The organism is Frankia sp. R82 (genome assembly GCF_023716925.1).
Taxonomy (GTDB): Bacteria; Actinomycetota; Actinomycetes; order Frankiales; family Frankiaceae; genus Frankia.
In genome coordinates this window covers 83,885-106,170 of record NZ_JAMQQG010000001.1, presented here as the reverse complement: position 1 = coordinate 106,170, position 22,286 = coordinate 83,885, and the positions used below count along the sequence as shown (strand labels likewise).

Annotated in this window: 20 protein-coding genes; 7 read left to right on the top strand and 13 right to left on the bottom strand. The window is 70.6% G+C overall.

The window, feature by feature from the left end; genetic code table 11:
- Positions 1-29: 29 nt before the first annotated feature.
- From ND747_RS00420 to ND747_RS00375, 10 genes are all read right to left on the bottom strand, one after another.
- A complete protein-coding gene (locus ND747_RS00420) occupies positions 30-896 on the bottom strand; it encodes an LLM class flavin-dependent oxidoreductase (protein ID WP_251730876.1) in 867 nt (288 codons plus the stop codon).
- A 61-nt stretch (positions 897-957) separates the two neighbouring features.
- The gene (locus tag ND747_RS00415; RefSeq protein ID WP_251730875.1) at positions 958-1,707 is read right to left on the bottom strand and encodes an enoyl-CoA hydratase/isomerase family protein; all 750 of its coding nucleotides are present in this window, start codon (positions 1,705-1,707) and stop codon (positions 958-960) included.
- Positions 1,708-1,968: 261 nt separating this feature from the next.
- A complete protein-coding gene (locus tag ND747_RS00410; protein WP_251730874.1) occupies positions 1,969-2,412 on the bottom strand; it encodes a nitroreductase family deazaflavin-dependent oxidoreductase in 444 nt (147 codons plus the stop codon).
- Positions 2,413-2,454: 42 nt separating this feature from the next.
- Positions 2,455-3,696, bottom strand: coding sequence for a cytochrome P450 (locus ND747_RS00405; RefSeq protein WP_251730873.1), 1,242 nt, complete (start codon positions 3,694-3,696; stop codon positions 2,455-2,457).
- A gap of 288 nt (positions 3,697-3,984) precedes the next feature.
- Entirely contained in the window at positions 3,985-4,242 is a 258-nt protein-coding gene (locus tag ND747_RS00400; protein WP_308204532.1) for a ferredoxin, read from the bottom strand.
- Positions 4,243-4,245: 3 nt separating this feature from the next.
- On the bottom strand, positions 4,246-5,466 hold the full coding sequence (locus ND747_RS00395; protein ID WP_251730872.1) for an amidohydrolase family protein: 1,221 nt from the start codon (positions 5,464-5,466) through the stop codon (positions 4,246-4,248).
- Positions 5,467-5,548: 82 nt separating this feature from the next.
- Complete coding sequence (locus ND747_RS00390) at positions 5,549-7,018, bottom strand: aldehyde dehydrogenase family protein (RefSeq protein WP_251730871.1); 1,470 nt, start codon at positions 7,016-7,018, stop codon at positions 5,549-5,551.
- 123 nt (positions 7,019-7,141) lie between these two features.
- Entirely contained in the window at positions 7,142-8,347 is a 1,206-nt protein-coding gene (locus ND747_RS00385; RefSeq protein WP_251730870.1) for a thiolase family protein, read from the bottom strand.
- Positions 8,344-8,760, bottom strand: a complete 417-nt coding sequence (locus tag ND747_RS00380) for a Zn-ribbon domain-containing OB-fold protein (RefSeq protein ID WP_374216112.1) — start codon at positions 8,758-8,760, stop codon at positions 8,344-8,346. The genes ND747_RS00385 and ND747_RS00380 overlap by 4 nt, the downstream gene beginning before the upstream one ends.
- Before the next feature lie 86 nt (positions 8,761-8,846).
- Entirely contained in the window at positions 8,847-10,055 is a 1,209-nt protein-coding gene (locus tag ND747_RS00375; protein WP_251730869.1) for a CoA transferase, read from the bottom strand.
- Between the two features lie 447 nt (positions 10,056-10,502).
- Between ND747_RS00375 and ND747_RS00370 the strand changes: the two genes are divergently transcribed.
- The 3 genes from ND747_RS00370 to ND747_RS00360 all read left to right on the top strand — a co-directional run bounded on the left by ND747_RS00370 (position 10,503) and on the right by ND747_RS00360 (position 14,409).
- On the top strand, positions 10,503-11,546 hold the full coding sequence (locus ND747_RS00370) for a phosphotransferase (protein WP_308204531.1): 1,044 nt from the start codon (positions 10,503-10,505) through the stop codon (positions 11,544-11,546).
- Positions 11,547-11,712: 166 nt separating this feature from the next.
- Complete coding sequence (locus ND747_RS00365; RefSeq protein ID WP_251730867.1) at positions 11,713-13,389, top strand: AMP-binding protein; 1,677 nt, start codon at positions 11,713-11,715, stop codon at positions 13,387-13,389.
- 117 nt (positions 13,390-13,506) lie between these two features.
- Complete coding sequence (locus ND747_RS00360) at positions 13,507-14,409, top strand: IclR family transcriptional regulator (protein WP_251730866.1); 903 nt, start codon at positions 13,507-13,509, stop codon at positions 14,407-14,409.
- A 24-nt stretch (positions 14,410-14,433) separates the two neighbouring features.
- Here the strand turns inward: ND747_RS00360 and ND747_RS00355 are convergent, their stop codons facing one another.
- Entirely contained in the window at positions 14,434-15,030 is a 597-nt protein-coding gene (locus ND747_RS00355; RefSeq protein WP_251730865.1) for a TetR/AcrR family transcriptional regulator, read from the bottom strand.
- Between the two features lie 273 nt (positions 15,031-15,303).
- On the opposite strand from ND747_RS00355, the gene ND747_RS00350 reads away from it, so the two are divergent.
- Genes ND747_RS00350 through ND747_RS00340 form a run of 3 tightly spaced genes read left to right on the top strand, consistent with a single transcriptional unit; the run spans position 15,304 to position 18,424 of the window.
- A complete protein-coding gene (locus tag ND747_RS00350) occupies positions 15,304-16,503 on the top strand; it encodes an acyl-CoA dehydrogenase family protein (protein ID WP_251730864.1) in 1,200 nt (399 codons plus the stop codon).
- A 59-nt stretch (positions 16,504-16,562) separates the two neighbouring features.
- Entirely contained in the window at positions 16,563-17,621 is a 1,059-nt protein-coding gene (locus ND747_RS00345) for a phosphotransferase family protein (protein WP_251730950.1), read from the top strand.
- On the top strand, positions 17,618-18,424 hold the full coding sequence (locus tag ND747_RS00340; protein WP_251730863.1) for an SDR family NAD(P)-dependent oxidoreductase: 807 nt from the start codon (positions 17,618-17,620) through the stop codon (positions 18,422-18,424). The genes ND747_RS00345 and ND747_RS00340 overlap by 4 nt, the downstream gene beginning before the upstream one ends.
- Before the next feature lie 72 nt (positions 18,425-18,496).
- On the opposite strand, the gene ND747_RS00335 is transcribed toward ND747_RS00340, so the two are convergent.
- Together ND747_RS00335 and fabG are read right to left on the bottom strand one after the other, a co-directional pair.
- A complete protein-coding gene (locus ND747_RS00335) occupies positions 18,497-19,681 on the bottom strand; it encodes an acetyl-CoA C-acyltransferase (RefSeq protein ID WP_251730862.1) in 1,185 nt (394 codons plus the stop codon).
- 75 nt (positions 19,682-19,756) lie between these two features.
- Entirely contained in the window at positions 19,757-20,515 is a 759-nt protein-coding gene (gene fabG, locus ND747_RS00330; protein WP_251730860.1) for a 3-oxoacyl-ACP reductase FabG, read from the bottom strand.
- A gap of 406 nt (positions 20,516-20,921) precedes the next feature.
- Between fabG and ND747_RS00325 the strand changes: the two genes are divergently transcribed.
- A complete protein-coding gene (locus tag ND747_RS00325; RefSeq protein ID WP_251730859.1) occupies positions 20,922-22,151 on the top strand; it encodes an acetyl-CoA C-acetyltransferase in 1,230 nt (409 codons plus the stop codon).
- Positions 22,152-22,286: the final 135 nt, after the last annotated feature.

The following is a 22,286-nucleotide window of genomic DNA, read 5'->3' as shown; positions in this document are numbered from 1 at the left end:
GCCCGCCACCACACCGCTTGGCTGGCTGGCTAGCGCAGGGCGGGAATGACGGATGCGCCGAAGGCGGCCAGGGTGGCAGGTTCGGCGAAGTCGCAGAACCAGGCGTAGACCCGTTCGACGCCCCGCTCACGCAGACCGCCGAAGAAGTCGACGAGCTCGGCGGGGGAGCCGACGACCACGCCGTTCGTGCCGAACCGGCGGGTTGCGGTTGCCGTGACCCGCTCCCGGTCGGCCTCGGTGGGTACCAGGGCGACCATGTGCTGCAGGGACACCCGGGCCCTGCCGGCGCGCGGGCGCATCTCGTCGAACCGGTCGAGGATGCCGACGTGGACGTTCCACCAGTCGGCGTACTCGGCCACGAGCTCCATCGTCCGCGGGCCGGCGCCACCGACGGTGATCGGAATGTGGCCGAGCGGGACGGGCGCCTGCCGGGCGTCGCGCAGCTGGAAGAACTCGCCGTCGTAGTCGACCGGACCGCCCGTCCACAGGGCGCGCAGGATCTCGAGGGTCTCCCGGAGCCGGCGTACCCGGGCTCGCGGTTCGGTCGGCGCCACCCCGTAGGTGGTGAACTCGCCGCCGCGTGACCCCCAGCCGATACCGAGCTCGTAGCGTCCGGCGGACAGATGGTCGAGGCTGACGGTCTCCTGGGCGAGCACGACCGGATGGCGGAACGCGTCACACAGCACCAGCGAGCCGAGTGTGAGCCGGGTGGTCTGCGCGGCCAGCCAGGCATTGGTGATGGTCGCGCCGAACATCGGCTGGTCCTCGGCCAGCGGCGGGGCCAGATGGTCCATTCCGGCGATGCCGTCGAAGCCCGCCGCCTCCGCGGCCCGCGCCCGTTCGGCGAGCCGGTCCGGGGTCAACCGCATCTGCGGCAGGTACAGATGGAACTCCACGGCGATCCCTCCGTCGATGTGCCACTCGGGACCCGCGGTGTGGGCTCCCGCGGCGGGCTGGTCAGCTCTTCGCGGCCAGGCTGGCGGTGCGGGCGGCGACGGCGGCCTGGGCAGCGGTGTTCGACGTCCAGTCGTCGACGAAGGCGCTGGACAGATCCCCGAAGCGGGACACGTCCTGGGCCGCGACGAGGCGCCGCACACGGATGTGTTCACGCACGGCGGGCTGCGGGTTCGCCAGGATCAGGCGGGCCAGCGCCGTCGCCTCCCGCACGTGCTCGCCGTCCTCGACCAGACGGGTCACGAAGCCCGCGTCCAGCCCCTCCTCGGCGCTGAACATCCGGCCGGTGAGGCACACCTCGTTGGCGAACGCCGCCTTGCCGAGCCGGGGGATGAACGAGGCCATCGGCAGACCGATCTTGATCTCGACCACCTGGAAGAGAGTGTTGCGCGCGGCGACGATCGCGTCGCAGAACAACGCGGTTCCCAGTGCGTGACCCAGGCAGTAGCCATGCGTCGCGGCGATGACCGGCTTCCAGTTCACGGTGTTCAGGAAAGCCTCGCGCTCGTGCGCCCGGCCGCCGGTGCTGCCCTCCTCCATCGAGCGCTGCAACCGGTCCTTCACGTCACCGCCACTGGAGAACGACCGCCCCTGGCCGAACAGGATGCCGATCTGCGCGTCATCGTCCTGGTCGAGGCGCTCCAGGGCGCTGATCAGGCCCAGGACGTCCTCGTCCCGCAGGGCGTTGTGCTTTTCGGGCCGGTTGAACGAGAGATAGGCGATTCCGTCCGTAACCTCGTAACCCACCGTCACCGAAATAATCCTCTCGTCACTGCCGGACCGCTGCCGCCAGATCTCCGCTGTCAGACCTCGTCCCCAGGGATCCCTGCCGCTGGAGGGATCCCTGCTACTGGACGGAGCTCTGCCACTGGACGGCTTCCAGCTGAAATCGACATCGATGTCGACATCGGTCAACGTAGCCGTTCCCGGACGCCCCCGCAACGGAACCCGCCCTCGTCACGTCCACCAGCGGCGGGCGTGACGAGGGCGGGGCCGGGATGGGATGCGGACGTGCTACCCGCGGGGCGTCAGGACCACGACCGGAATCGGCCGCGTGGTGCGCGTCTGGTAGACGTGGTAGTTCGGCCACGCGGCGGAGACGATCTCCCACAGCCGCGGCTTCTCCTGCTCGGACGCGGCGCGCCCGAGGACCGGGATGGTCGTGTCCAGCACCTGGATCTCGGCCTTCGGGTCGGCCTCCAGGTTCAGGAACCACAGCGGGTGCGTGGGTGCGCCGCCCTGAGAGGCCACCACCAGGAAGTCGTCGCCGTCCTTGGCGAAGATCAGCGGAGTGGTCCGCGGCTGGCCCGACCTGCGGCCCGTCGTGGTGAGCAGCAGGATCGTGACGCCGTTCCAGATGTAGCCGACCTCGCCGTTCGTCTCACGGTAACGGGCGACATGCTCGGCGCCCAGCAGGGTGGCATCCGGCGCGGTGTAGCCGGGTTCTCCAGTCGTCATCTCTATCTCTGCCTCTTGTCGATGGGCGGGCTGATCGGGGACCTAGCCGAACAGGACCGGGATCTCGGTGACCCCGCGCTCGTACAGGCCGATGAAGCGGGGCGCCTCGGCGTCCGGGTCCAGGCGCAGGTTCGGCAACCGGTCGAGCAGGGCCGAGATGCCCGCGCGGATCTCTGCCCGGGCCACGTGCATGCCCAGGCAGATGTGTGGGCCGCCGCCGAACGCGAACGACGCCCGGCTCTTGCGGGTGATGTCAAACTCGTCCGGATTGTCCCAGCGGGCCGGGTCGCGGTTCGCCGAGGCCACGTTCAGGTGCAGCACGGCGCCCTTGGGCAGCTCGGTGCCGAAGAACTCGATGTCCCTGGTGACGTACCGGGAGAACATCGGGTCCGTGGGCACCCAGCGCAGCGACTCCTCGATGGCGGGGCGCAGCAGCGCCCGGTCCTCGCGGATCTGCGCGAGCAGCTCGGGCCGCTGCAGCAGGGCGGCGAGCGTGATGCCCATCTGCTTCCAGGTCGTCCCCGACCCGGCGTTCAGCAGCAACAGCGCGAAGGCGTAGATCTCGGCGTCGGACAGGTGATGGGTGACGCCGTCCTCGTCCTTCAGGGTCGCCTGGACCAGGATGGAGATCAGGTCGTCCTTCGGCTCCTCGCGCCGCGCGGCGACGATCGGGGCCAGCCGCCGGACGACCTCCGGCGCGTCCTGCAGCACGGCCCGCAGGTCCAGTGCCTCCTCCGGCGGAATGCCGAAACTGCCCGTGATCGTCAGAACCGGGATCGCCGCGCAGAAGTCGACGTTCAGCTCGGCCCGGCCGTCCTCGACGAAGTTGTTGATGAGTTCCTGGACCGCTTCCTGGATCCAGTTGATGAGCCACCACTGGGCCTTTGCCGGCACAAAGGACGGCTGCACCAGGCCGCGGTAGCGGCGGTGCTGATCGCCACCCATGTAGATCATGCTGTTCTCGAGCTGGGCGCCGCTCGTCGGGTCGACGGCAGACCCCGACGAGGCGAATGTCTCGGAATCGCGATAGGCCGCGTCGAGGGCCGCGTAGGTGAAAGCGGAGAAATGCGGCCGGTCGGCCTCGGGGAGGCCCTGGAACATCGCCTCACCCGGATAGCCGGTCAGCTTGTGCACGGTGCCCTCGTGTACCGGCGCGCTTTCCCGAAGCTTCGCCCAGATCGGGTACGGGTCGGCCTCGAAGTCGCCGCCCGTCCACACGTTGGCCGCGCTGCGCAGGTCGAAAAGGGTTTTGATCCGCTCGCGGTCCAGGATGGCCGTGGTCATGTCAGCTGCTCACCTCCGGCGACAGCCACTCGCGTAACTTCGCCGCTCGCCTCGTACGTGTCATCAGTGTCGTTGTTTCGGGTAGCGGGTCATCTCGTCACCTGTTGCTCGACGCTGCCCGGACTAGGACCCCACGGGCCGCGGCATGGCGCGATCCACCTGTGGCTGCGGGAGCGCCCCGCGCAGCTCGACCATCCGGTCCTCGGCGCGGGGCGGTCCAGACCACGACGTCGCTGGTGGTGGGCGCCACCACCGGCTCGGCGGCCGTGCCCACCAGCAGCATTCGTCTCATACTCCAGTGGATCCGTGGGCCGCCGTGCTCGGCGTACCACCACTGGCGCTGTCCGTGCCCTCGCCGGGAGCCCAGCTCAGCGCGCCGACCGGGCAGGCGTCGACCGCGGTGTCGACGTCCTCGGCCGAGTCACCCGCCGGGTCGACGATGATGGCCTTGCTCTGCTCGTCATGCGCGAACGTGTTCGGCGCGTAGACAAGACACATGCCGCTGCCGAGACACAGCTCCCGGTCGACGACGACGTGGCCCGCCACAGGTCAGACTCCGCTGGTGACGGTGGCGGCGACGGGCGGCTCGGCCGGGGTGAACCGGTAGAGGCGCTCGGCGTTGCCACGCAGGATCTTGTACTGGAGCTCGTCCGGCAGGTGCTGGATCCGGCTCTGCACGACCTTGATGCTGTCCGGCCACGTCGTGTCCGAGTGCGGGTAGTCCGTCTCGCACATGAGGTTGTCCTCGGGGATCTCCCCGATGCTCGCGATGCCGTGCGCGTCGTCAATGAAGCAGCCGTAGACGTGGTTCGCGAACGTCTCCCGGACGTTGAAGGTGTCCAGGTCGAGGTCACCGGCGCCGGCGTGGGTGTCGAAGCGCCCGCCCCGCTTGACCCAGTGGCGCTGCTTGTCGACGACCTGCTCGGCGCGCTCCAGGAAGTACGGGATCCAGCCGACCTCACCCTCGGACAGGGCGATCTTCAGCTTCGGGAACCGCTGGAACATGCCGCTGAACAGCCAGGCCAGCATCGTGCCCGAGGTCCGCGAGGCACCCCAGGTCAGGTTGGCCATGAACGGCGCGTCCTTGCTGATCGCCGGCAGCTGCGAGGACGAGCCGACGTGCATCGAGACGACCATCTCGAGCTCGTTGGCCGCGGCCATCACCGGGTCCCAGTAGTGGTTCGGGTCGTGGATGGTCGGCAGACCCAGCGGCTCGGTGTTCTCCGAGAAGGCGAAGGTGGTCGCGCCCTTGGCGGCGCAGCGCTCCATCTCCCTGGCGGCCAGGGGCGGGTCCCACATCGGGATGAGGATCAGCGGGATGTAGCGGCCGGGCGCCACGGCACACCACTCGTCGATCATCCAGTCGTTGTAGTGCTGCAGGCACTCGAACCCGAAGGTGCGGTCGCTGGCCTCCATGAACAGCTGCCCGCAGAACCGGGTGATGGTCGGGAAGCACAGCGAGGCCAGCACGCCCGCGCGGTCCATGTCCTCGAGCCGGGCCTTGGCGTCGTAACAGCCGGGCCGCATCTCGCTGTAGGGCAGCGGGTCGGGGCTGAACTCCTCCTTCGACTTGCCGACGACCGCCGACAGGCCGGAGCTGGGGAACTTCTTGCCGTCATAGACCCAGAAGTCCATGCCGGAGTCGTCGATCTCCATGTGCGGCGCCCGGTCGCGGTCCTTGGCCGCGACCCGGTCGGTCCACACCGTCGGCGGCTCCAGGACGTGGTCGTCGACGGAGATCAGCCAGTCCAGGTTGAGCTCTGATGCCATTTCCTTGTTCCCTTCCCTTTGTTCTCTCGGCCGCTACCCGGCCGGAGTGGAATCCCCCCGGAGGGTCATCGGCCGAAGCTGGTCAGGTCAGCGGTCCGACGGTGAGGTTCTTGATCTCCTGGAACGCGCGGATGCCGTCCGGCCCGCGTTCCCGGCCCAGACCGCTCTGCTTGTACCCGCCGCTGGGGGCGTAGGCGTTCAGCCCCGCGCTGGCGTTGACGTTGACGGCGCCCGCCCGGATGCGCCGGGCGACCGCGGTGGCCGCCGCGACGTCGGCACCGTAGACCTGGCCGGACAGACCGTAGATGCTGTCGTTGGCCATCCGCACGGCCTCGTCGACGTCGGTGTAGCCGATGATTCCGAGCACCGGGCCGAAGATCTCCTCCTGCGCGGCCGGGTTGGTGTTGTCCGGCAGGTCCAGCACGGTCGGCTCGAAGTAGTAGCCCTTGTCCAGGCCCGCCGGCCGCCGGCCGCCGGTGGCCACCGTGGCGCCGTGTTCCTGGGCGAGCGCGACGAACCGTTCGCAGCGCTCCCGCTGCCCGGCGCTGATCACCGGGCCGATCAGCGTGCCCGGCGCCGCCGGGTCGCCGACCGTGAGCTGCTGGTAGGTCGCGGAAACCGCGGCGACGACCTCGGCCTTGCGGTCGGCCGGGACGAACATCCGGGTCGCGGCCACACAGGCCTGCCCGGCGGTCGCCGCGACCACGGCCGCACCACCGCGGGCGGCGGCGGCCACCGCGTCCGGCAGGTAGATCTGCGCGGACTTGCCACCGAGTTCGAGCGCCACCCGCTTCACCGTGGCCGCGGCCTGGGCGAGGATCGCCTTGCCGACCGCGGTGGACCCGGTGAACGACACCAGGTCCACCGCGGGGTGGGTGGTCATGAGTTCCGCGCCGGCCGCACCCGACTCGATCAGCACGCTGAGTACGCCCGGGGGCAGCCCGGCGGCCTCGGCCGCCGCGCCGAAGACCAGCGAGGAGATCGGGGTGAGCGGGCTCGGCCGCAGCACCACCGAGTTACCGGCCGCCAACGCCGGGATGATCTTCTGGATGCCCATGATGATCGCCGCGTTGTACGGGGTGATCGCGGACACCACGCCGACCGGCTCGTAGCGGCGCACGCTCAGCTTCGTACCGCCGGCGACCAGCTGGTTGACCGGAACCGGGTTGAAGTCCTCCGCCGGCAGCGACAGATACAGCTCGAGCGTCTCGCGCCCCAGGGTGATACTGCCGTCGATCTGGACACCCTCGGTGAAGAACCGCGGCAGGCCCGCCTCGGCGATGATTGTGTCGGCCAGCTCCGCGCGGGTCGCCACGATCGCGTCGAGGAACACGTTGAGGATCCGGGCCCGCTCCCGGGGCGCCAGATCCGCCCACACCCCGGAGTCGAAGCTCTGGCGCGCCGTGACGATCGCCCGCTCGAACTCGGCGGCCGGCGCGCTCACCACCTCGGTGACCCGCGACTCGTCGGCCGGGTTCTCCACGGCGAAGGTGTCGCCGCCGTCGATCCACTTCCCGGCGACGTACGACGACGTCTGAGGTATCAGTGCCACCGACCTGTCCCTTTCCTTCGCTGGATGACGGTTGCGGCGTCCCCGCCGTGAACCGGGCCTACCGGCTGACCCACCGACCTGCCAGGCGCCGCCGGGTTGGTACGACCGGTGCGGCCGGCCGGGTCAGAAGGGATCGACGCTGTAGACGACCGCCCCGCCGTAGTGCGGCGAGGACTGGCAGGCCACGGCCAACGTCGCCGTCGCCCGCTGGCGGTCGCCGGCCCGACCGGCCAGCTGCAGGTAGCACTCGAGCATTTGCGGGATGCCGTGCATCCGGCCGTTGCCGAGCGCGCCGCCACCGGAGAGCACCGGCAGCCCGTCGGGTCGGTCGCTGTCGATCCGCCCGTCCTGGACGAACCGGTGCGCCTCGCCGACCGGGCACAGGCCGAGTGACTCGAGCCAGAACCAGACGAACGGTGAGAACCCGTCGTACAGCTGGGGCAGGTCGACCTCGCCCGGTTTCACCCCGGAGCTCTCCCACAGCCGCCGCGCCGTGTCGAGGCCCGCGGTCATGATGTCGTCGAGCGGCCAGTGCAACGGCAGCCGGTTGTTGGTCTTCGGCACGGCGTGGGCGTAGCCGGAGACGTACACCGGCCGGTTCGGCCCGTCCACCGCGCGGTCCGCCGAGGTCAGGACGAACGCCGCCACCCCGTCGACCGGGATGTCGCAGTCGTAGCGGCAGATCGGATCGGTGAGGGTGGGCGCGGCCAGGTACTGCTCGGCCGTCAGCGGCTTGCCGTACCAGTAGGACCAGGGGATCCGCGCGCCGTTCTTGCGCGCCTCCACCAGAACCGCGGCCATCGCCTCGCGGGTCGCGCCGTAGCGCTGGAGGTACTCGTTGTACGGCAGGGCGATCATCGCCAGCGGACCGAAGTAGCCGGTCGGCGCGGTCCACTGCGCCGGGCCGCCGAAGGCGTCCGTCGCGCTGGCGTGGTAGCTGCCCCTGGGGTTGTGCAGCGACCGGTAGAGCACCACGTGGTCGGCGGCACCGCTGACGATCGCGTTGACCGCCAGTGCCACCGAGCCGGACACCTGCCCGACGCCCTGGAAGCCGGCCACATAGCGGGGCGAGGCACCCAGGCGTTCGGCAAGCCAGGTGGTGGTCACGGTGTGCACACCGTCTTCGATGGTGTGCGAGCCGGCGGACGGGAACAGGGTGGCGGCGACGATCCCGTCAACCTGCGCTGGGACGAGCCCCGCGTCGGCGATCGCCGCCCGGACGATGTCGACGGTCAGCGCCCCCAGCGGGCGTGGGTTGTGCCGTTGGACGACGCTGTGCGCGTAGCCGACGACGGCGACCTTGTTGCTGGACGTCAGTCTGCCGCTCATGCGTCCTCCTGTCCGTCGGCGAGGACGAAGGCGGGGATCGAGACGCCGTCCGCGACGTCCTCGAAGGCCACCCGGACGGGCGTGCCCAGCCGCACGGGACTGTCCGGGCCGTCGAGTAAGCGCCCGATCATCCGTAACTCCTGCTGCTCGTCCAGTTCGACGTCGACGAGCAGGTAGGGCAGTTCGGCGTTGAAACCCGGCAGGAACGACTGCCGGACGACCGTCCAGGACCGGATCCGGCCCCGGCCGCTGACCGGCTCGAACACGAACTCCGGATCGGTGGCGTCGCAGTGCGGGCACACCTGGTCCGGCGGGATCGTGAGTGACCGGCACCGGGCACAGCGGGCGGCGGTGAGCATATGGCGAGCCGTCGCCGCCCAGAACGGGGCGGACTGTTCGTCCGGCACCGGCACCGGCCGCGGGGAGCCCGCGGCGGGCGTGCCGGTGCCGGCACCGGCGGGCACCGGCACGCCCGCCGCACCCGCAGTGCCCGCCGGGATCACGGCAGCGCTCCCGCGTCCTTGAGATCGGAGATCTCCGCCCAGCTGTAGCCGAGCTCCAACAGCACCGACTCGGTGTGCTCGCCGTGCTCCGGCGCACGGTGCAGCTCGGGAGCCCGGTTGTCGAACTGCACGGGGACGGCGGGCAGGGTGTACTTCAGCCCGTCCTCGTCGACCTCGCCGAGGTAGTCGTTGGCGAGTACCTGCGGGTCGGTGAGCAGCTCCTCGACGGCCTGGACCGGCGCCCACGGGGCGTCGATCCCCGCGAGCAGCTCCTTCCACTCGGCGTAGGTGCGCCTGGCGAACTCCGCGTCGAGCACCGCGATGCACTCCGTGCGGTTTTTCGCGCGGGCGGCGAGGTCGACGAAGCGTGGGTCCTCGATCAGGTCCGGCCGGTCGATCAGGCGGCAGAAGTCCGGCCAGTATCGGTCCGGCTGCAGGAACACCAGCTGGATGTGCCGGTCGTCGCTGGTGCGGTAGCTGCTGACCAGCGGATTGGGCATCTGCTCGCGGCTGGACAGCGCCCGCGGCTGCTGACCCTGGAGCGCCGAGAGCACATCCGAGGACAGCGTCCAGATCGCCATGCCGAGCAGAGAGACGTCGACGACGGAACCCTTACCGGTGCGCTCGCGGCGCAGCAGTGCCGCGGCCATCCCGAACGCCAGCGCCATCGCCCCGTTGCGGTCACCCATCGCGCCGCGCTGGCCGATGGGCTGGTCGCGGTCGGCGGGGGTCAGGACGTGGGCGAGGCCGCCCCGGGCGAAGAACGCCGAGGAGTCGTAGCCGGGCAGGCCGGCATCGGGCCCGCGGGAGCCGTAGCCGTTACCGCGGGCATACACCAGCCCGGGGAAACGCGCGGTGAGGCTTTCGGGATCCAGACCGAGCCGCTCGAGCGCGCCGGGGCGGACGTTGGTCAGGAACACGTCGGCGGTCTCGAGGATCCGCTCGAGGATGGCGCGGCCCTGCTCGTTGCGAAGATCGAGAGCGACGGAGCGCTTGCCCCGGTTGGCCAGCGCCAGCGACATGTTCACCCCGCCGGCATCCGTGCCGATGCCCTGCGTCGCCAGGGCCCGGTACGGGTCGCCCTCGGGGCGCTCGATCCGGATGACGTCCGCGCCCCAGTCCGCCAACAGCGCGCCGGCCACGGGAACGAAGACCCATTGCGCCAGCTCGACGACGCGTAAGCCCTCGAATGCACCCTGGTCCACGGTGACCTCTCCTCTGGCGGCGGTTAGATCAACTAGCTGTCAGCTTGCCGATAGATGCTAGTATTTCAACAGGCTTGCGGAAATCGTAGCAACAAGCTGCTGTCGATGCTAGTGGAACGGCCGCAATAATGTGAGCCGCGGCACCGATCGATCGCCACGTTGCCGCGCGTGTCTGATTGACATCTCTCTGAATATCTGCTAGCCATCTAGCTATCGATCATGATGCGCTTGGGTGTCGACGCGCGGGGGTGGTCGTCGATCTGCGGCTCGGGTCGCGTCGAACCCTGGCGGGGCCACCAAAAAGACGCTAACATTCCATCAACATCGCTATAATGCTAGCGCTGTTGCCATGTCGGCGCTGGTGTAGCGCTGGCACCGTTGTCATGCCGGCACCGTTGTCATGCTGGCAATGTGAGGTGGCGTATGGCTTTATCCCAGGACCGTGCCGTGCCGATTCCCACCGATCTGGCGCGGTTACAGTCGCCGGAGTGGCTGAACCTCGCCCTCGCCGAACGCTTCCCGGGCGTCCGGATCACCGGAGTTACGCCCGGGCCGATCGTCAGCCGGGTCTCCACCAACGCCCGCTTCGAGATCGAGGCCGAGGACGGGTTGCCCGAGGGCCTGTCCGCCCATCTCTGCGGCAAGGGCTACTTCACCGAGGCCGGTGCCGGGGCCCGGTCAACCGGAGCCTTCGAGGTCTACTTCTACCGGGATCTGGCCGCCGCAACCGGTGTGCGCACCCTGAACAGCCTGTACGCGGACATCGACCCGCAGACCCAGGACAACGTGATCATCACCGAGGACGTCGTCGCCCAGGGCGCCCGTTTCCTCGAACCCACCAGCGAGTACGGCCCGGCGCAGGTCGCCGAGAGCCTTGCCCAGCTTGCCCGGCTGCATGCCGCCACCTGGCTGAGCCCGAAGCTTGCCGACGTGCCCTGGCTGACGCCGCGGCTGCACGCCATCGCCGACGTCCGGGGCGTGGAGGTGATCCGTACGGTCAACTTCGACACCGAGATCGGCGCCGGTGTCCCCGCCGAGGTCCGCGATGCCGAGCGGCTGGCCGCGGCCTACCGGGCGCTGGTCGAGCGCAGCAGCAGAGCCACTCCCTGGTCGGTGATCCACGGTGACGCGCACGTCGGCAACCTCTACCTCCAGGCGGACGGCCGGCCGGCGCTGCTGGACTGGCAGCTCACCCAGCGTGGCCCCTGGTACCTCGACGTCGGCTACCACATCGCCTCGACGCTGACCGTCGAGGACCGCCGGATCCACGAGCGGGACCTGCTGCGCCACTACCTCGACCACCTGCGCGCCGGCGGGGTCGAGCCGCCCGGCCAGGACGACGCGTGGCGTGCGCTGCGCGGCGGCATCCTGCACGGCTTCTACCTGTGGGGGATCACCCAGATCGTGGTGCCGAAGATCCGGTCCGAACTGCTGCGCCGCCTGGGCACGGCCGCGGCGGACCACGACGCTCTCACCATCGCCGATCACTGAACTGTCGCCGGCCACTGAACCTTCGCCGGTCATGAACCCCGCCGGTCACCGAACCCGACGCCATCGGTTCGGCCCGGCCGGGCCCCGCCCGTGGTCTGTTCCGACCTGTGCTCACCCATCCGCACACTGCGTCAACGAGGAAGCCGTCGTGTCAGAAAAGCCTGTCGTGTCAGACAAGTCTCCCGGGTCGGACCAGCCTGCCGGGTCGGACCAGCAATGGGTCACGCGTGCGGTTCCGGCGCACCTGGCGCAGCGATACCGGGCGGACGGCCTGTGGGGCGACGTCCCGATGGGCGTGCGGATCGAAAGCGCGCTGCGCGAACACGGTGATCAGATTCTGCGGGTCCACTCCCAGGAACGGCCCTGGGAGGGCACCTTCGGCGAACTGCGGGAGCGGGCCCTGGCGGTGGCCGGTGGCCTGCGGGCCCGCGGGGTGGCAGCGGGAGACGCGGTCGCCTTCCAGCTGCCGAACTGGGCCGAGGCCGCGGTCGCGTTCTACGCGACCTCCTTCCTCGGCGCCGCGGTCGTCCCGATCGTGCACTTCTACGGGGCGAAGGAGGTCGCGTACATCCTGCGCCGGACCAGGGTCACCGCGTTCGTCTCGGCGGCGCGGTTCGGCCGGCGCGACTACCTGGCCGATCTCGCCGAGGCCGTCACGGACCTGCCGTCGCTGCGGGTACTGGCCGTGGTCGGCGGGGATGGTGCGCCGCTGCCGGCCGGCGCGGTGCGGTTCGCCGAGCTCGAGGCGTCCGTACCGCTGGCCGAGATCGCCCGGCCCGACCCGGACTCCCCGGCCGTCATCGCCTACACCTCGGGTACGACCTCGCAGCCCAAGGGCGTCATCCATTCGCACAACACCATCTGTGCCGAGGCGGACCAGCTGCGGGCCATGAACTCCGGCGGCGGCGTGGACCACCTCACCGGCACACCCGTCGGCCACTTCATGGGCATGCTGGGCGCCCTGCAGATGCCGGTGCTGGGCGGTTCCCAGGTCAACATGATCGACGTCTGGGACCCGAAGCGGGTGCTGGAGATCGTGCTGCGCTATGGGCTGGCCACCGGCGCCGGGTCGACCTACTTCCTCGCCAGCCTGCTCGACCATCCCGACCTCACCCCCGAGCACATGCGCTACCTCGCCTACGTGGGCCTGGGCGGCGCGGCGGTGCCCGAGGCGTTCGCCGACCGGGCGACCGCGGCCGGCACGTCGGTGGTCCGCATGTACGGCTCGACCGAGCATCCGTCGATCACCGGCACCCGGCACGAGGACGACCGGCACGACCGGCTCTACACCGACGGCCGACCGCTGGCCGGCGTGGAGATCAGGCTGCTGGACGACGAGGGCCAGCCGGTCGAGGTCGGGGTGCCGGGAGAGATCTGGTCGCGCGGCCCCGACCTGTGCCTCGGCTACACCGACGCCAGCCTCAACGCGACGGTGTTCGACGACGAGGGCTGGTACCGCACCGAGGACGTCGGCGTCCTGGACGACCGGGGCTGCCTGACCATCACGGATCGCAGGAAGGACATCATCATCCGGGGTGGCGAGAACATCAGCGCGGCCGAGGTCGAGGAGCTCATCCTCAAGGTGGTTCCGGAGGTGCTCGAGGTCGCGGTCGTGGCCGTGCCCGACGAGCGGTTCGGCGAGAAGGCCTGCGCGGTGCTGCGGCTGGCCGCGAACGCGACCGCGCCGACGCCGGAGGCGCTGCGGGAGCGTCTCATCAAGGGGGGCCTCGGCCGGCAGAAGACACCGGAGTACGTCCAGGCCGTCTCGGACTTCCCCCGGACCTCCACCGGAAAAATCATCAAGGCCACGCTTCGGCGCGAGGCCGCAACCCGCCTGGCCTGACCACCTGGTCGAGAGCCGGGTCGACGGCAACCCATCGGCGGGCTGCTAGTATATGGGCGACCTGTCTGAAATACTAGCGAAGCTTGTTACGCTTCGCGCCATCCCCTGGGGATGAACATGCCGATCAACCCGTCCCCGGCCGTCCTGCGGGCCGGTCAGCTGCTGTGGCTCATGGCACGGCACCCCTCCGAGTCCTATTCGGTCTCGGAGCTGGCCAGGGCCGTGGACATCCCCCGGGCCACCTGCGATTCCATTCTGCAGGCGCTGGCCGAGCACGGCCTTGTGGTCCGCCGCGAGCCGGGGCTGCGCTACGAACTGGGTGCGTTCTGCATTGCGTTGGGTGATGTGACCCGGGTGGGCAACCCGACGCTGAGCGCCGCGAGCCGGGAGGCGGAGGAGCTGGCCCAGAAGCTCGGCGCCTGCGTGGCCGTGTCGGCCCGGGCCGGGACGCAGACCCGGGTGATGTCGGTGTCCGACTGGGGGCCGCCGCTGGGTATGCGGCCCCGGCCCGGCCAGTCGATGCCGTTGGTGCCGCCGTTCGGCGCGGTGCTGGTCGCCTGGAGTGAGGCCGACTCCGCCGCCTGGCTCGCCCGGGCCGACGACGCCGTGACGAGCGGCCAGACGCGGGCCTGGGAACAGGCCCTGCAGGCCATCCGGGCCCGTGGCTACAGCATCACGGTGGCCCGCGGCGACATCCCCGACTTCGCGACCGCCTTCTCGCTGATGGAGTCCGCGCCCGACATGGGGGCCGCTCGCCGCCAGCAGGAGGAACTCGTCGACCTGATGCAGCACACCGAGTACCTGGTCCTGGTCCCCGAGCTGAACGACGGGGTGAGCGTGCGGATGACCCAGGTCTCCGCGCCCGTGCTCGACGTCGCCGGCCGGGTCGTCGCCGCCCTGATGCTGCTCGGCCCGAACTACGACCTCACCAGCCGCGAGATGCACGCGCTTGGCCGCCAGGTCGCCGAGGCCGCCCAGCGCGCCAGCAAGGCCGCCGGCGGCGGGGCGACGAGCAGCTGACCCGGGAGGGCGCGGCACCTCGCATCAGTGCGCGCCGACCAGACGCAGCGCGAACTGGCCGTACTGCCAGACCACCGCGTCCTCGTCCGGTGAGGTCTCCTCCCGGAACCACACGGCCACTCCCATCCCCAGGTCAAGGATGGCGTAGGAGGCCAACTGCGCGGAGGTCACGTCGAACCGGCCGGCCTGGATGCCCGTTTCGATCAGGTCCCGGAAACAGCGCTCGTAGTCGGCCCGCAGTGCCAGCACCCGGGCCCGTCCCGGCGCGACGAGGCTGCGGATCTCCCGGTTGCCGACGAACGCCTCCCGCCGGTGCCGCGCGTGATAGCGCACATGCGCCTCGGTGGCCCGGCGTAGCCGCTCGACCGGATCATCCTGCGCGGTACCGGCCAGGCCGGCCAGCGCCGACCGGTGCGCCGCCAGCAGCTCCTCCATCGTCCGCGTCATGATCTGGGCCAGGATGTCCTGCTTGGACGCCACATGCCGGTACAGGCTGGGCCCGCGTACCCCGACCGCGGTGCCGATGTCGGCCATCGTGGTCGCCTCATAACCAAGACGGGTAAAAAGATCGAGAGCGGCGGCCAGGATCTCCCCGGAACGCGCCGAGCCGGTCCGTCCCACTCCTCGATCACCTCCCACCGTCGAGCGGCGCCGTCGGACATCGCGCACCGCCGCCGCGCGTCGAACCTTCGCTGCTAACAGGCGATAGCGCGGCGCTGCTCGTTGGAATGCCCTGATGGTAGCGGGGACCGGTTGCGGGCTACGAAAGCCGCTTCTAGGATTTCGCTAACGACCATTAGCTGCCTGCCCCGGACGCTGCCCGTCCCGGGCACAGCCGGTCCGGGACAGCTGTTCACCCGCACCTGCCAGCAACGCCGCTCCGGTGGAGACCTGATGACCATTGACCTCGCCCCCGAGCCGTTCGTCGCCGATCTGGCCCAGCGCACCGCCGCGTTCGTCCGCGACGTGGTGCTGCCACTCGAGGCCCGTGACGGTGTCGTCGCCCCCACGTCCGAGCGGCGCCGTGAGCTGCAGGACGCCGCCCGCGCGGCCGGGGTGTTCGCCCCGCACGTCAGCGTCGAGTACGGCGGTCACGGGCTGGACATGCGCGGGCGCGCCACCGTGTTCGAGGAGGCCGGCTACGCGCTGCTCGGCCCGCTCGCGCTGAACATCGCCGCGCCCGACGAGGGCAACATGCACATGCTCGAGATCATCGCGACCGACGAGCAGAAGGAGCAGTACCTGCGGCCACTGGCCACCGGCGAGATCCGCTCCTGCTTCGCGATGACCGAACCCGCCCCCGGCGCCGGCTCCGACCCGCGGGCGCTGCTCACCCGGGCCGAGCGGATCGACGGCGGCTGGCGAATCAACGGCCGCAAGTGGTTCATCACCGGCGCGGACGGTGCGGGCTTCGCGATCTGCATGGCGCGCACCTCCGGCGAGCCCGGGGTCGCCACCGGCGGCGCGACGATGTTCCTCGTCGATGCCGACAACCCCGGCATGAAGATCGTCCGACACATCGAGACGCTGGACGAGACGTTGTTCGGCGGCCACTGTGAGCTGGTCTTCGACGACTGCGAGGTGCCCGACTCCGCCGTCCTCGGTGAGGTGGACGAGGGCTTCCGCTACGCCCAGGTGCGCCTGGGCCCCGCCCGGATGACGCACTGCATGCGCTGGCTGGGCATCGCGAAACACGCCCGCGACATCGCCGTGCGCCGGGCGAACGAACGAGAGATGTTCGGCTCCCGCCTGGTCGAACTCGGCATGATCCAGCAGATGATCGCGGACAACGAGATCGACATCGCGGCCTCCCGCGGACTGATCAACCAGGCCTGTTGGGAGCTCGACCAGGGCCGCTCCGGCGCCCAGTCGACCGCGATCGCGAAGACGTTCTGCGCTGAGGCGATCTACCGGGTCGTCGATCGCTCGCTGCAGATCTGTGGCGCGCTCGGTGTCTCCGGCGATGTCCCGCTGAGCCGTTTCCTGCGCGAGGTCCGGCCGTTCCGGATCTACGACGGTCCGTCCGAGACCCACCGCTGGGCGATCGCCCGCCGCGTCGCCCGCCACGCCGCCACGTCCGGTGCCGGTCGGTGAGCGGCGTGACCGAGAGTGGAGTTACCGGAGTTACCGGAGTCGAGGCGACCGGGGATGAGCTGGCCGCGGACAGCGGCGCCGTCGAGGGACTGGATCTGCCCGCGCTCGAGGCGTATTTCGCCGAGCGGGTCGAGGGCTTCACCGGGCCGCTGTCGGCGAGGCTGCTCTCGGGTGGCCGGTCCAACCTGACCTACCTGCTCACCGCGGGTGAGTACCGCTGGGTCCTGCGCCGTCCGCCGCTCGGCGGGCTCACTCCGTCCGCCCACGACATGCTGCGGGAGTACCGGATCGTCTCGGCGCTCGCCGGCAGCGGCGTGCCGGTGGCCCGGGCGGTGGCGTCCAGCGACGCGAGCGGGCCACTCGGTGTGCAGTTCGCGGTCGTCGAGTTCGTCGACGGTTCGGTGATCCGCACCGAGGAGGAGCTCGCGGCGCTCGACCAGGCCCAGGTGGACGCCTGCGCGTTCGCGCTCGTCGACGTGCTCGCCCGGCTACACGCCGTCGACCCCGCCGCGGTGGGCCTGGGCGACTTCGGCCGCCCGCAGGGGTATCTCACCCGCCAGGTCCGCCGCTGGCACGACCAGTGGCAGCGGGTCCGCACCGCCGAACTGCCCGATGTGGACGCGCTGCACGCCCGGCTCGCCGAGCTCTGCCCGGTCGAGTCCGGCGCGTCGATCGTGCACGGTGACTTCCGCATCGACAACGTCATCCTCAACCCGGCCGACCCGACCGACATCCGCGCCGTCGTCGACTGGGAGATGGCCGCCCTCGGCGACCCGCTCGCCGACCTCGGCCTGCACCTGGCCTACGCCGATCCGGCGTTCGCCCCCGTCCTTGCCGGCTCCGCCGCCGCCACCAGCCCGCGGATGCCCGCCGCCGACGCCCTGATCGACCGGTACGTCGCCGCCACCGGCCGCAGCCTCGGCGCGTTCTCCTTCTACCTGGGCCTGGCCTACTTCAAGATCGCGGTGATCGCGGAAGGCATCCACGCCCGTCACCTGCAGGGCCTCACCCGTGGCGAAGGTTTCGACCGGGTCGGCGAGGCCACCGCCCCGCTCGCCGCGGCCGGCCTGCAGGCCCTGGCGGACCGGACCTATGACGGAAAGGTGGTCCCGGCATGAGCGGTGACAGCTCTGCTACCGGCTCCAACGGCGCCGGCGGTGTGCTGGATCTGTTCCGGCTGGACGGCCGGGTCGCCGTCGTGACCGGCGCGAGTTCCGGGCTCGGCGCCCGGTTCGCCCAGATCCTCGCCGAGGCCGGCGCCGACGTGGTGCTCGCGGCCCGCCGCGCCGACCGGCTGCGCGAGGTCGCGACCGCGGTCGCCGAGTCCACCGGACGGCGCACCCTCGCGGTGGAGACCGACATCGCCGACCCCGACGCCTGCACGGCCCTTGCCGACGCAGCCTTCGCCGAGTTCGGCCGCATCGACATCCTGGTGAACAACGCCGGGATCGGCACCGCCGTCCCCGCCTCAAGGGAGAAGCCCGACGAGTTCCGCCGGGTCATCGACATCAACCTCAACGGCGCCTACTGGGCCGCCCAGGCCTGCGCCCGCCACATGCGCCCCGGCTCGTCGATCATCAACATCGCGAGCGTGCTGGGCCTGGTCAAGTCGTACACCCCGCAGGCCGCCTACAGCGCGAGCAAGTCCGGTCTGATCGGCCTCACCCGCGACCTTGCCCAGCAGTGGTCCGACCGCAAGGGCATCCGCGTCAACGCCATCGCCCCCGGCTACTTCGAGACCGAACTGACCGCGGACGTCCCCCGCGAGACCCTGACCGCGTTCATCACCAACACCGGCATCCTGCCTCGTATCGGCGAGTCCCACGAACTCGACGCCGCCGTGATCTTCCTCGCGTCACCCGGCTCGTCCTACGTCACCGGCATCACGCTGGCCGTCGACGGCGGCATGTCCTGCCACTGACCGCGCCGCCCGCGCTGCCCGCGCCGCTCGTTCAGGTGAGCGGCGCGGGCGGCCCGGACGGGATCAGCGACGTCAGAGACGTTCGATGAGGGAGGCGGTGCCCAGGCCGCCGCCGCAGCACATGGTGATCAGACCGTAGCGACCGCCGGTACGCTCGAGCTCGTTCAGGGCGCGGGTGAGCAGGATGCCGCCGGACGCGCCGAGCGGATGGCCGAACGGGATGGCTCCCCCGTTGGGATTGACCTTGTCCAGGTCGGCGCCGAGCTCCTTGCGCCAGGCCAGCACGACCGACGCGAACGCCTCGTTGACCTCGAACACGTCGATGTCATCGATGGTCAGGCCGGTCTCGGCGAGCAGCTTGCGGGTGGACGGGATCGGCCCGGTGAGCATCGTCACCGGGTCGCAGCCGACCAGCACCGAGTGGACCAGCCGGGCGCGGGCGGGCAGACCGAGCTGCTCGGCGCGGGCGGCGCTGGTGAGCAGGATCGCCGAGGCGCCGTCGGCGAACTGGGACGACGTGCCAGCGGTGTGCCGGCTGCCACCGGGACGGTCGGGCATGTTGGTCTTCAGCTTGGCCAGACCCTCGAGCGTGGTGGCCCGCAGCGCCTCGTCCATGGTGAACGGCTTGTGGCCGACGACGGTGCCCTCGTCGTCGGTAACCGGTGCCGAGACGGGGACGATCTGGCCGGTGAAGCGTCCCTCGGCGACGGCGACGGCCGCGCGCTGCTGGGCGAGCAGCGCGTAGGCCTCGAGGTCGTCGCGGGTGATGTTCCACCGCTCGGCGATCCGCTCCGCGCCCTCGAACTGGGTGGTCACCTCGTAGTGCTCGCGGAACCGCTCGCCCCGCCCGGTGCCGTAGGGCACGTCGACGCTGGCGTTGATCGGCACCTGGTTCATCGACTCGATGCCGCCGACGACCGCGATGTCGATCAGGCCCGAGCCGACCAGCGCGTGCGCCATCGTGGTCGCCTGGTGCGACGATCCGCACTGGGCCTGCACGGTCGAACCGCCGACCTCCAGCGGCAGGCCGGCACCGAGCCAGGCGTTGCGGGCGATGTTCGCCGCCTGCTGGCCGACCTGGCTGACGCAGCCGACGACGAGCTGCCCGACGAGCGCCGGGTCGAGGCCGGTGCGGTCGAACAGGCCGCGCAGCACATCCCCGAGCAGGTCCGGCGCCTGGACGTCCTTCAGTGACCCCTTGCGCTTGCCGATCGCCGACCGGCAGGCGTCCACCACCACGACCTCGGTGCCCGTCATCTCTCCACCTTGTTGGCTGCTTGCGCTGGTTGGCTGCTTACGCTGCTTCGGCGTGCGCCGCTGTGGCCTGACGGGTCAGTTCCGCGGGCCACCGGCGACGTAGATGACCTGACCGGAGACGTAGCCGGCACCCTCACTGACCAGGAACGACACGGTGTGCGCGATGTCCTCGGGGACACCGACCCGGGCGACCGGGATCGACTTGGCCCGCTCGACCTTGTACTCCTCCCAGTCCTTGCCGAGCCGCTCGGCGGTCGCCTTCGTCATCTCGCTGGCGATGAAGCCGGGGGCGACGGAGTTGGCCGTGATCCCGAACTTGCCGAGCTCGAACGCGATCGTCTTGGTGAAACCCTGGATACCGGCCTTGGCCGCCGAGTAGTTCGCCTGGCCGCGGTTGCCCAGCGCGGACGTGCTCGACAGGTTGACGATCCGGCCGTACCTGGCCTCGACCATGTACTTCTGGACCTCGCGGGTCATCAGGAACGCACCGCGCAGGTGCACGGCAAGCACCAGGTCCCATTCGGACTCGGGCATCTTGAAGATGAGGTTGTCCCGCGTGATGCCGGCGTTGTTCACCAGCACGGTGGGCGGACCAAGCTCGCTTGCGACCCGGGCGACGACCGAGGCGACCTGCGCGCCGTCGCTGATGTCCGCGACGGCGGCAAGGGCTGCCCCACCGTCCGCGACGATGCTCTCGGCCACCTCCTTGGCCCCCGCCTCGTCCAGGTCGACCAGGGCGACGGCAAAGCCGTCGGTGGCGAGCCGGCGGGCCGTGGCCGCGCCAAGACCCCGGGCCGCCCCGGTCACGATCGCGACGCGTCGGGTTTCGCTCATCAGCATCTCCTAGTTCACGGTGGGCATGCCATCCATGTCAGCTGTCAGGTCTGACGGTGCCAGGTCCGACGGTGCCAGGTCTGACGGTGCCAGGTCTGACGGCCACAGGGCGGCCGAAGCCGGGGAGCGCGTGCCGGGGTGCCCAGGTGCGCGCGCCGGAAGGTCGGGCCGGCCGCGTCGGCGAGGTCACCGGCGCAAGAGCCTACTTTGCCGCCGTGGACGGCGCCAGAAATGCGGATCACCCCACAACAGCCCCATGATCAGGCCGTTTGCGGGAATGATCAGAACGTCGGCACGATTGCGGAATGTGCGTCCCCGCCGCGTTATCGTGCTGTTCGGAACCGGCCCGGGACGTGGCGTGTGTGGGCCGTCCCCCGGGATGGCGTAGGTGCAGACGGGAGTTCTCATGCGTGACGCGGTGATCTGTGAGCCGGTCCGGACCGCGGTCGGGCGCTACGGCGGTGTCTTCAAGGGGCTGACCGCCCACGAGCTCGGCGCCACCGTCCTGCGTGGCCTGCTCGAGCGCACGGGCCTGGGCTCCGCGGACATCGACGACGTCCTGTTCGGCTCCTGCTACCCGACGATGGAGGCGCCGGCACTCGGTCGGGTCGTCGCCCTGGACGCGGGCCTGGACATCACCGTCCCCGGGCTGCAGCTCGACCGGCGCTGTGGGTCGGGTGTGCAGGCCGTCGCGTTCGCCGCGATGCAGGTGCAGACCGGCGTGGCCGACGTGGTGCTCGCCGGCGGTGCGGAGAGCATGAGCAACGCCGCGTTCTACTCCACCGACCTGCGCTGGGGTCCGAACTCGGGCAACCTCACCCTGCACGACGCCCTCGCTCGCGGTCGCACGACCGCCGGCGGCGTCAACCACCCCGTCCCCGGTGGGATGATCGAGACCGCGGAGAACCTGCGCCGCGAGTACGGCATCTCCCGCGCCGAGCAGGACGAGTTCTCGCTGCGCTCACACCAGCGCGCCGTGGCCGCCCAGACCGAGGGCCGGTTCAAGGACGAGATCATTCCGGTGACGGTGAAAAGCCGCAAGGCCACCACCGTCGTCGACACCGACGAGCACCCGCGCGCCGATTCCAGCCTGGAGACCCTCGGCCGGCTGCGGCCCATCATGGGCCGCGAGGACACCGAGGCCACCGTCACCGCCGGTAACTCCAGCGGTCAGAACGACGGTGCTTCGGTCTGCGTCGTCACCCACCCCGAGGCCGCCGAGCGGCTCGGCCTGCGTCCGCTGGCCCGTCTGGTCAGCTGGGCCGTCGCCGGCGTCGAACCGTCGCGGATGGGCATCGGCCCGGTCCCCGCGACCGCGAAGGCACTCGACCGCGCCGGCCTGAAGCTCTCCGACATCGACCTGATCGAGCTCAACGAGGCGTTCGCCGCGCAGGTCCTCGCCTGCACCCGCGAGTGGGGCTTCCCCGCCGGCGACTGGTCCGCCGCGGACTGGGACCGCTTCAACGTCAACGGTTCCGGTATCTCCCTCGGCCACCCCGTCGCCGCCACCGGTGGTCGCATCCTGGCCACCCTGCTCCACGAGATGCACCGCCGCGAGGCCCGCTACGGCCTCGAGACCCTCTGCATCGGCGGCGGCCAGGGCATCACCGCCATCTACGAGCGCATCGCCTCCTGAGGACACCGGCCGGGGCTTCGGCCCCGGCCCGGTGTTCCGCGGAACCGTCGCGTCTGGTGGTGTTCCGCGGAACCGTCGCGTCTGGTGGTGTTCCGCGGAACCGTCGCGTCTGGTGGTGTTCCGCGGAACCGTCGC

Bases quoted from the DNA above. Each gene is read 5' to 3' on its own strand.
- ND747_RS00410 (WP_251730874.1), bottom strand. From the start codon at position 2,412: ATGACGACTGGAGAACCCGGCTACACCGCGCCGGATGCCACCCTGCTG.
- ND747_RS00405 (WP_251730873.1), bottom strand. From the start codon at position 3,696: ATGACCACGGCCATCCTGGACCGCGAGCGGATCAAAACCCTTTTCGAC.
- ND747_RS00395 (WP_251730872.1), bottom strand. From the start codon at position 5,466: ATGGCATCAGAGCTCAACCTGGACTGGCTGATCTCCGTCGACGACCAC.
- ND747_RS00385 (WP_251730870.1), bottom strand. From the start codon at position 8,347: ATGAGCGGCAGACTGACGTCCAGCAACAAGGTCGCCGTCGTCGGCTAC.
- ND747_RS00360 (WP_251730866.1), top strand. From the start codon at position 13,507: ATGCCGATCAACCCGTCCCCGGCCGTCCTGCGGGCCGGTCAGCTGCTG.
- ND747_RS00350 (WP_251730864.1), top strand. From the start codon at position 15,304: ATGACCATTGACCTCGCCCCCGAGCCGTTCGTCGCCGATCTGGCCCAG.
- ND747_RS00340 (WP_251730863.1), top strand. From the start codon at position 17,618: ATGAGCGGTGACAGCTCTGCTACCGGCTCCAACGGCGCCGGCGGTGTG.
- ND747_RS00335 (WP_251730862.1), bottom strand. From the start codon at position 19,681: ATGACGGGCACCGAGGTCGTGGTGGTGGACGCCTGCCGGTCGGCGATC.
- fabG (WP_251730860.1), bottom strand. From the start codon at position 20,515: ATGAGCGAAACCCGACGCGTCGCGATCGTGACCGGGGCGGCCCGGGGT.
- ND747_RS00325 (WP_251730859.1), top strand. From the start codon at position 20,922: ATGCGTGACGCGGTGATCTGTGAGCCGGTCCGGACCGCGGTCGGGCGC.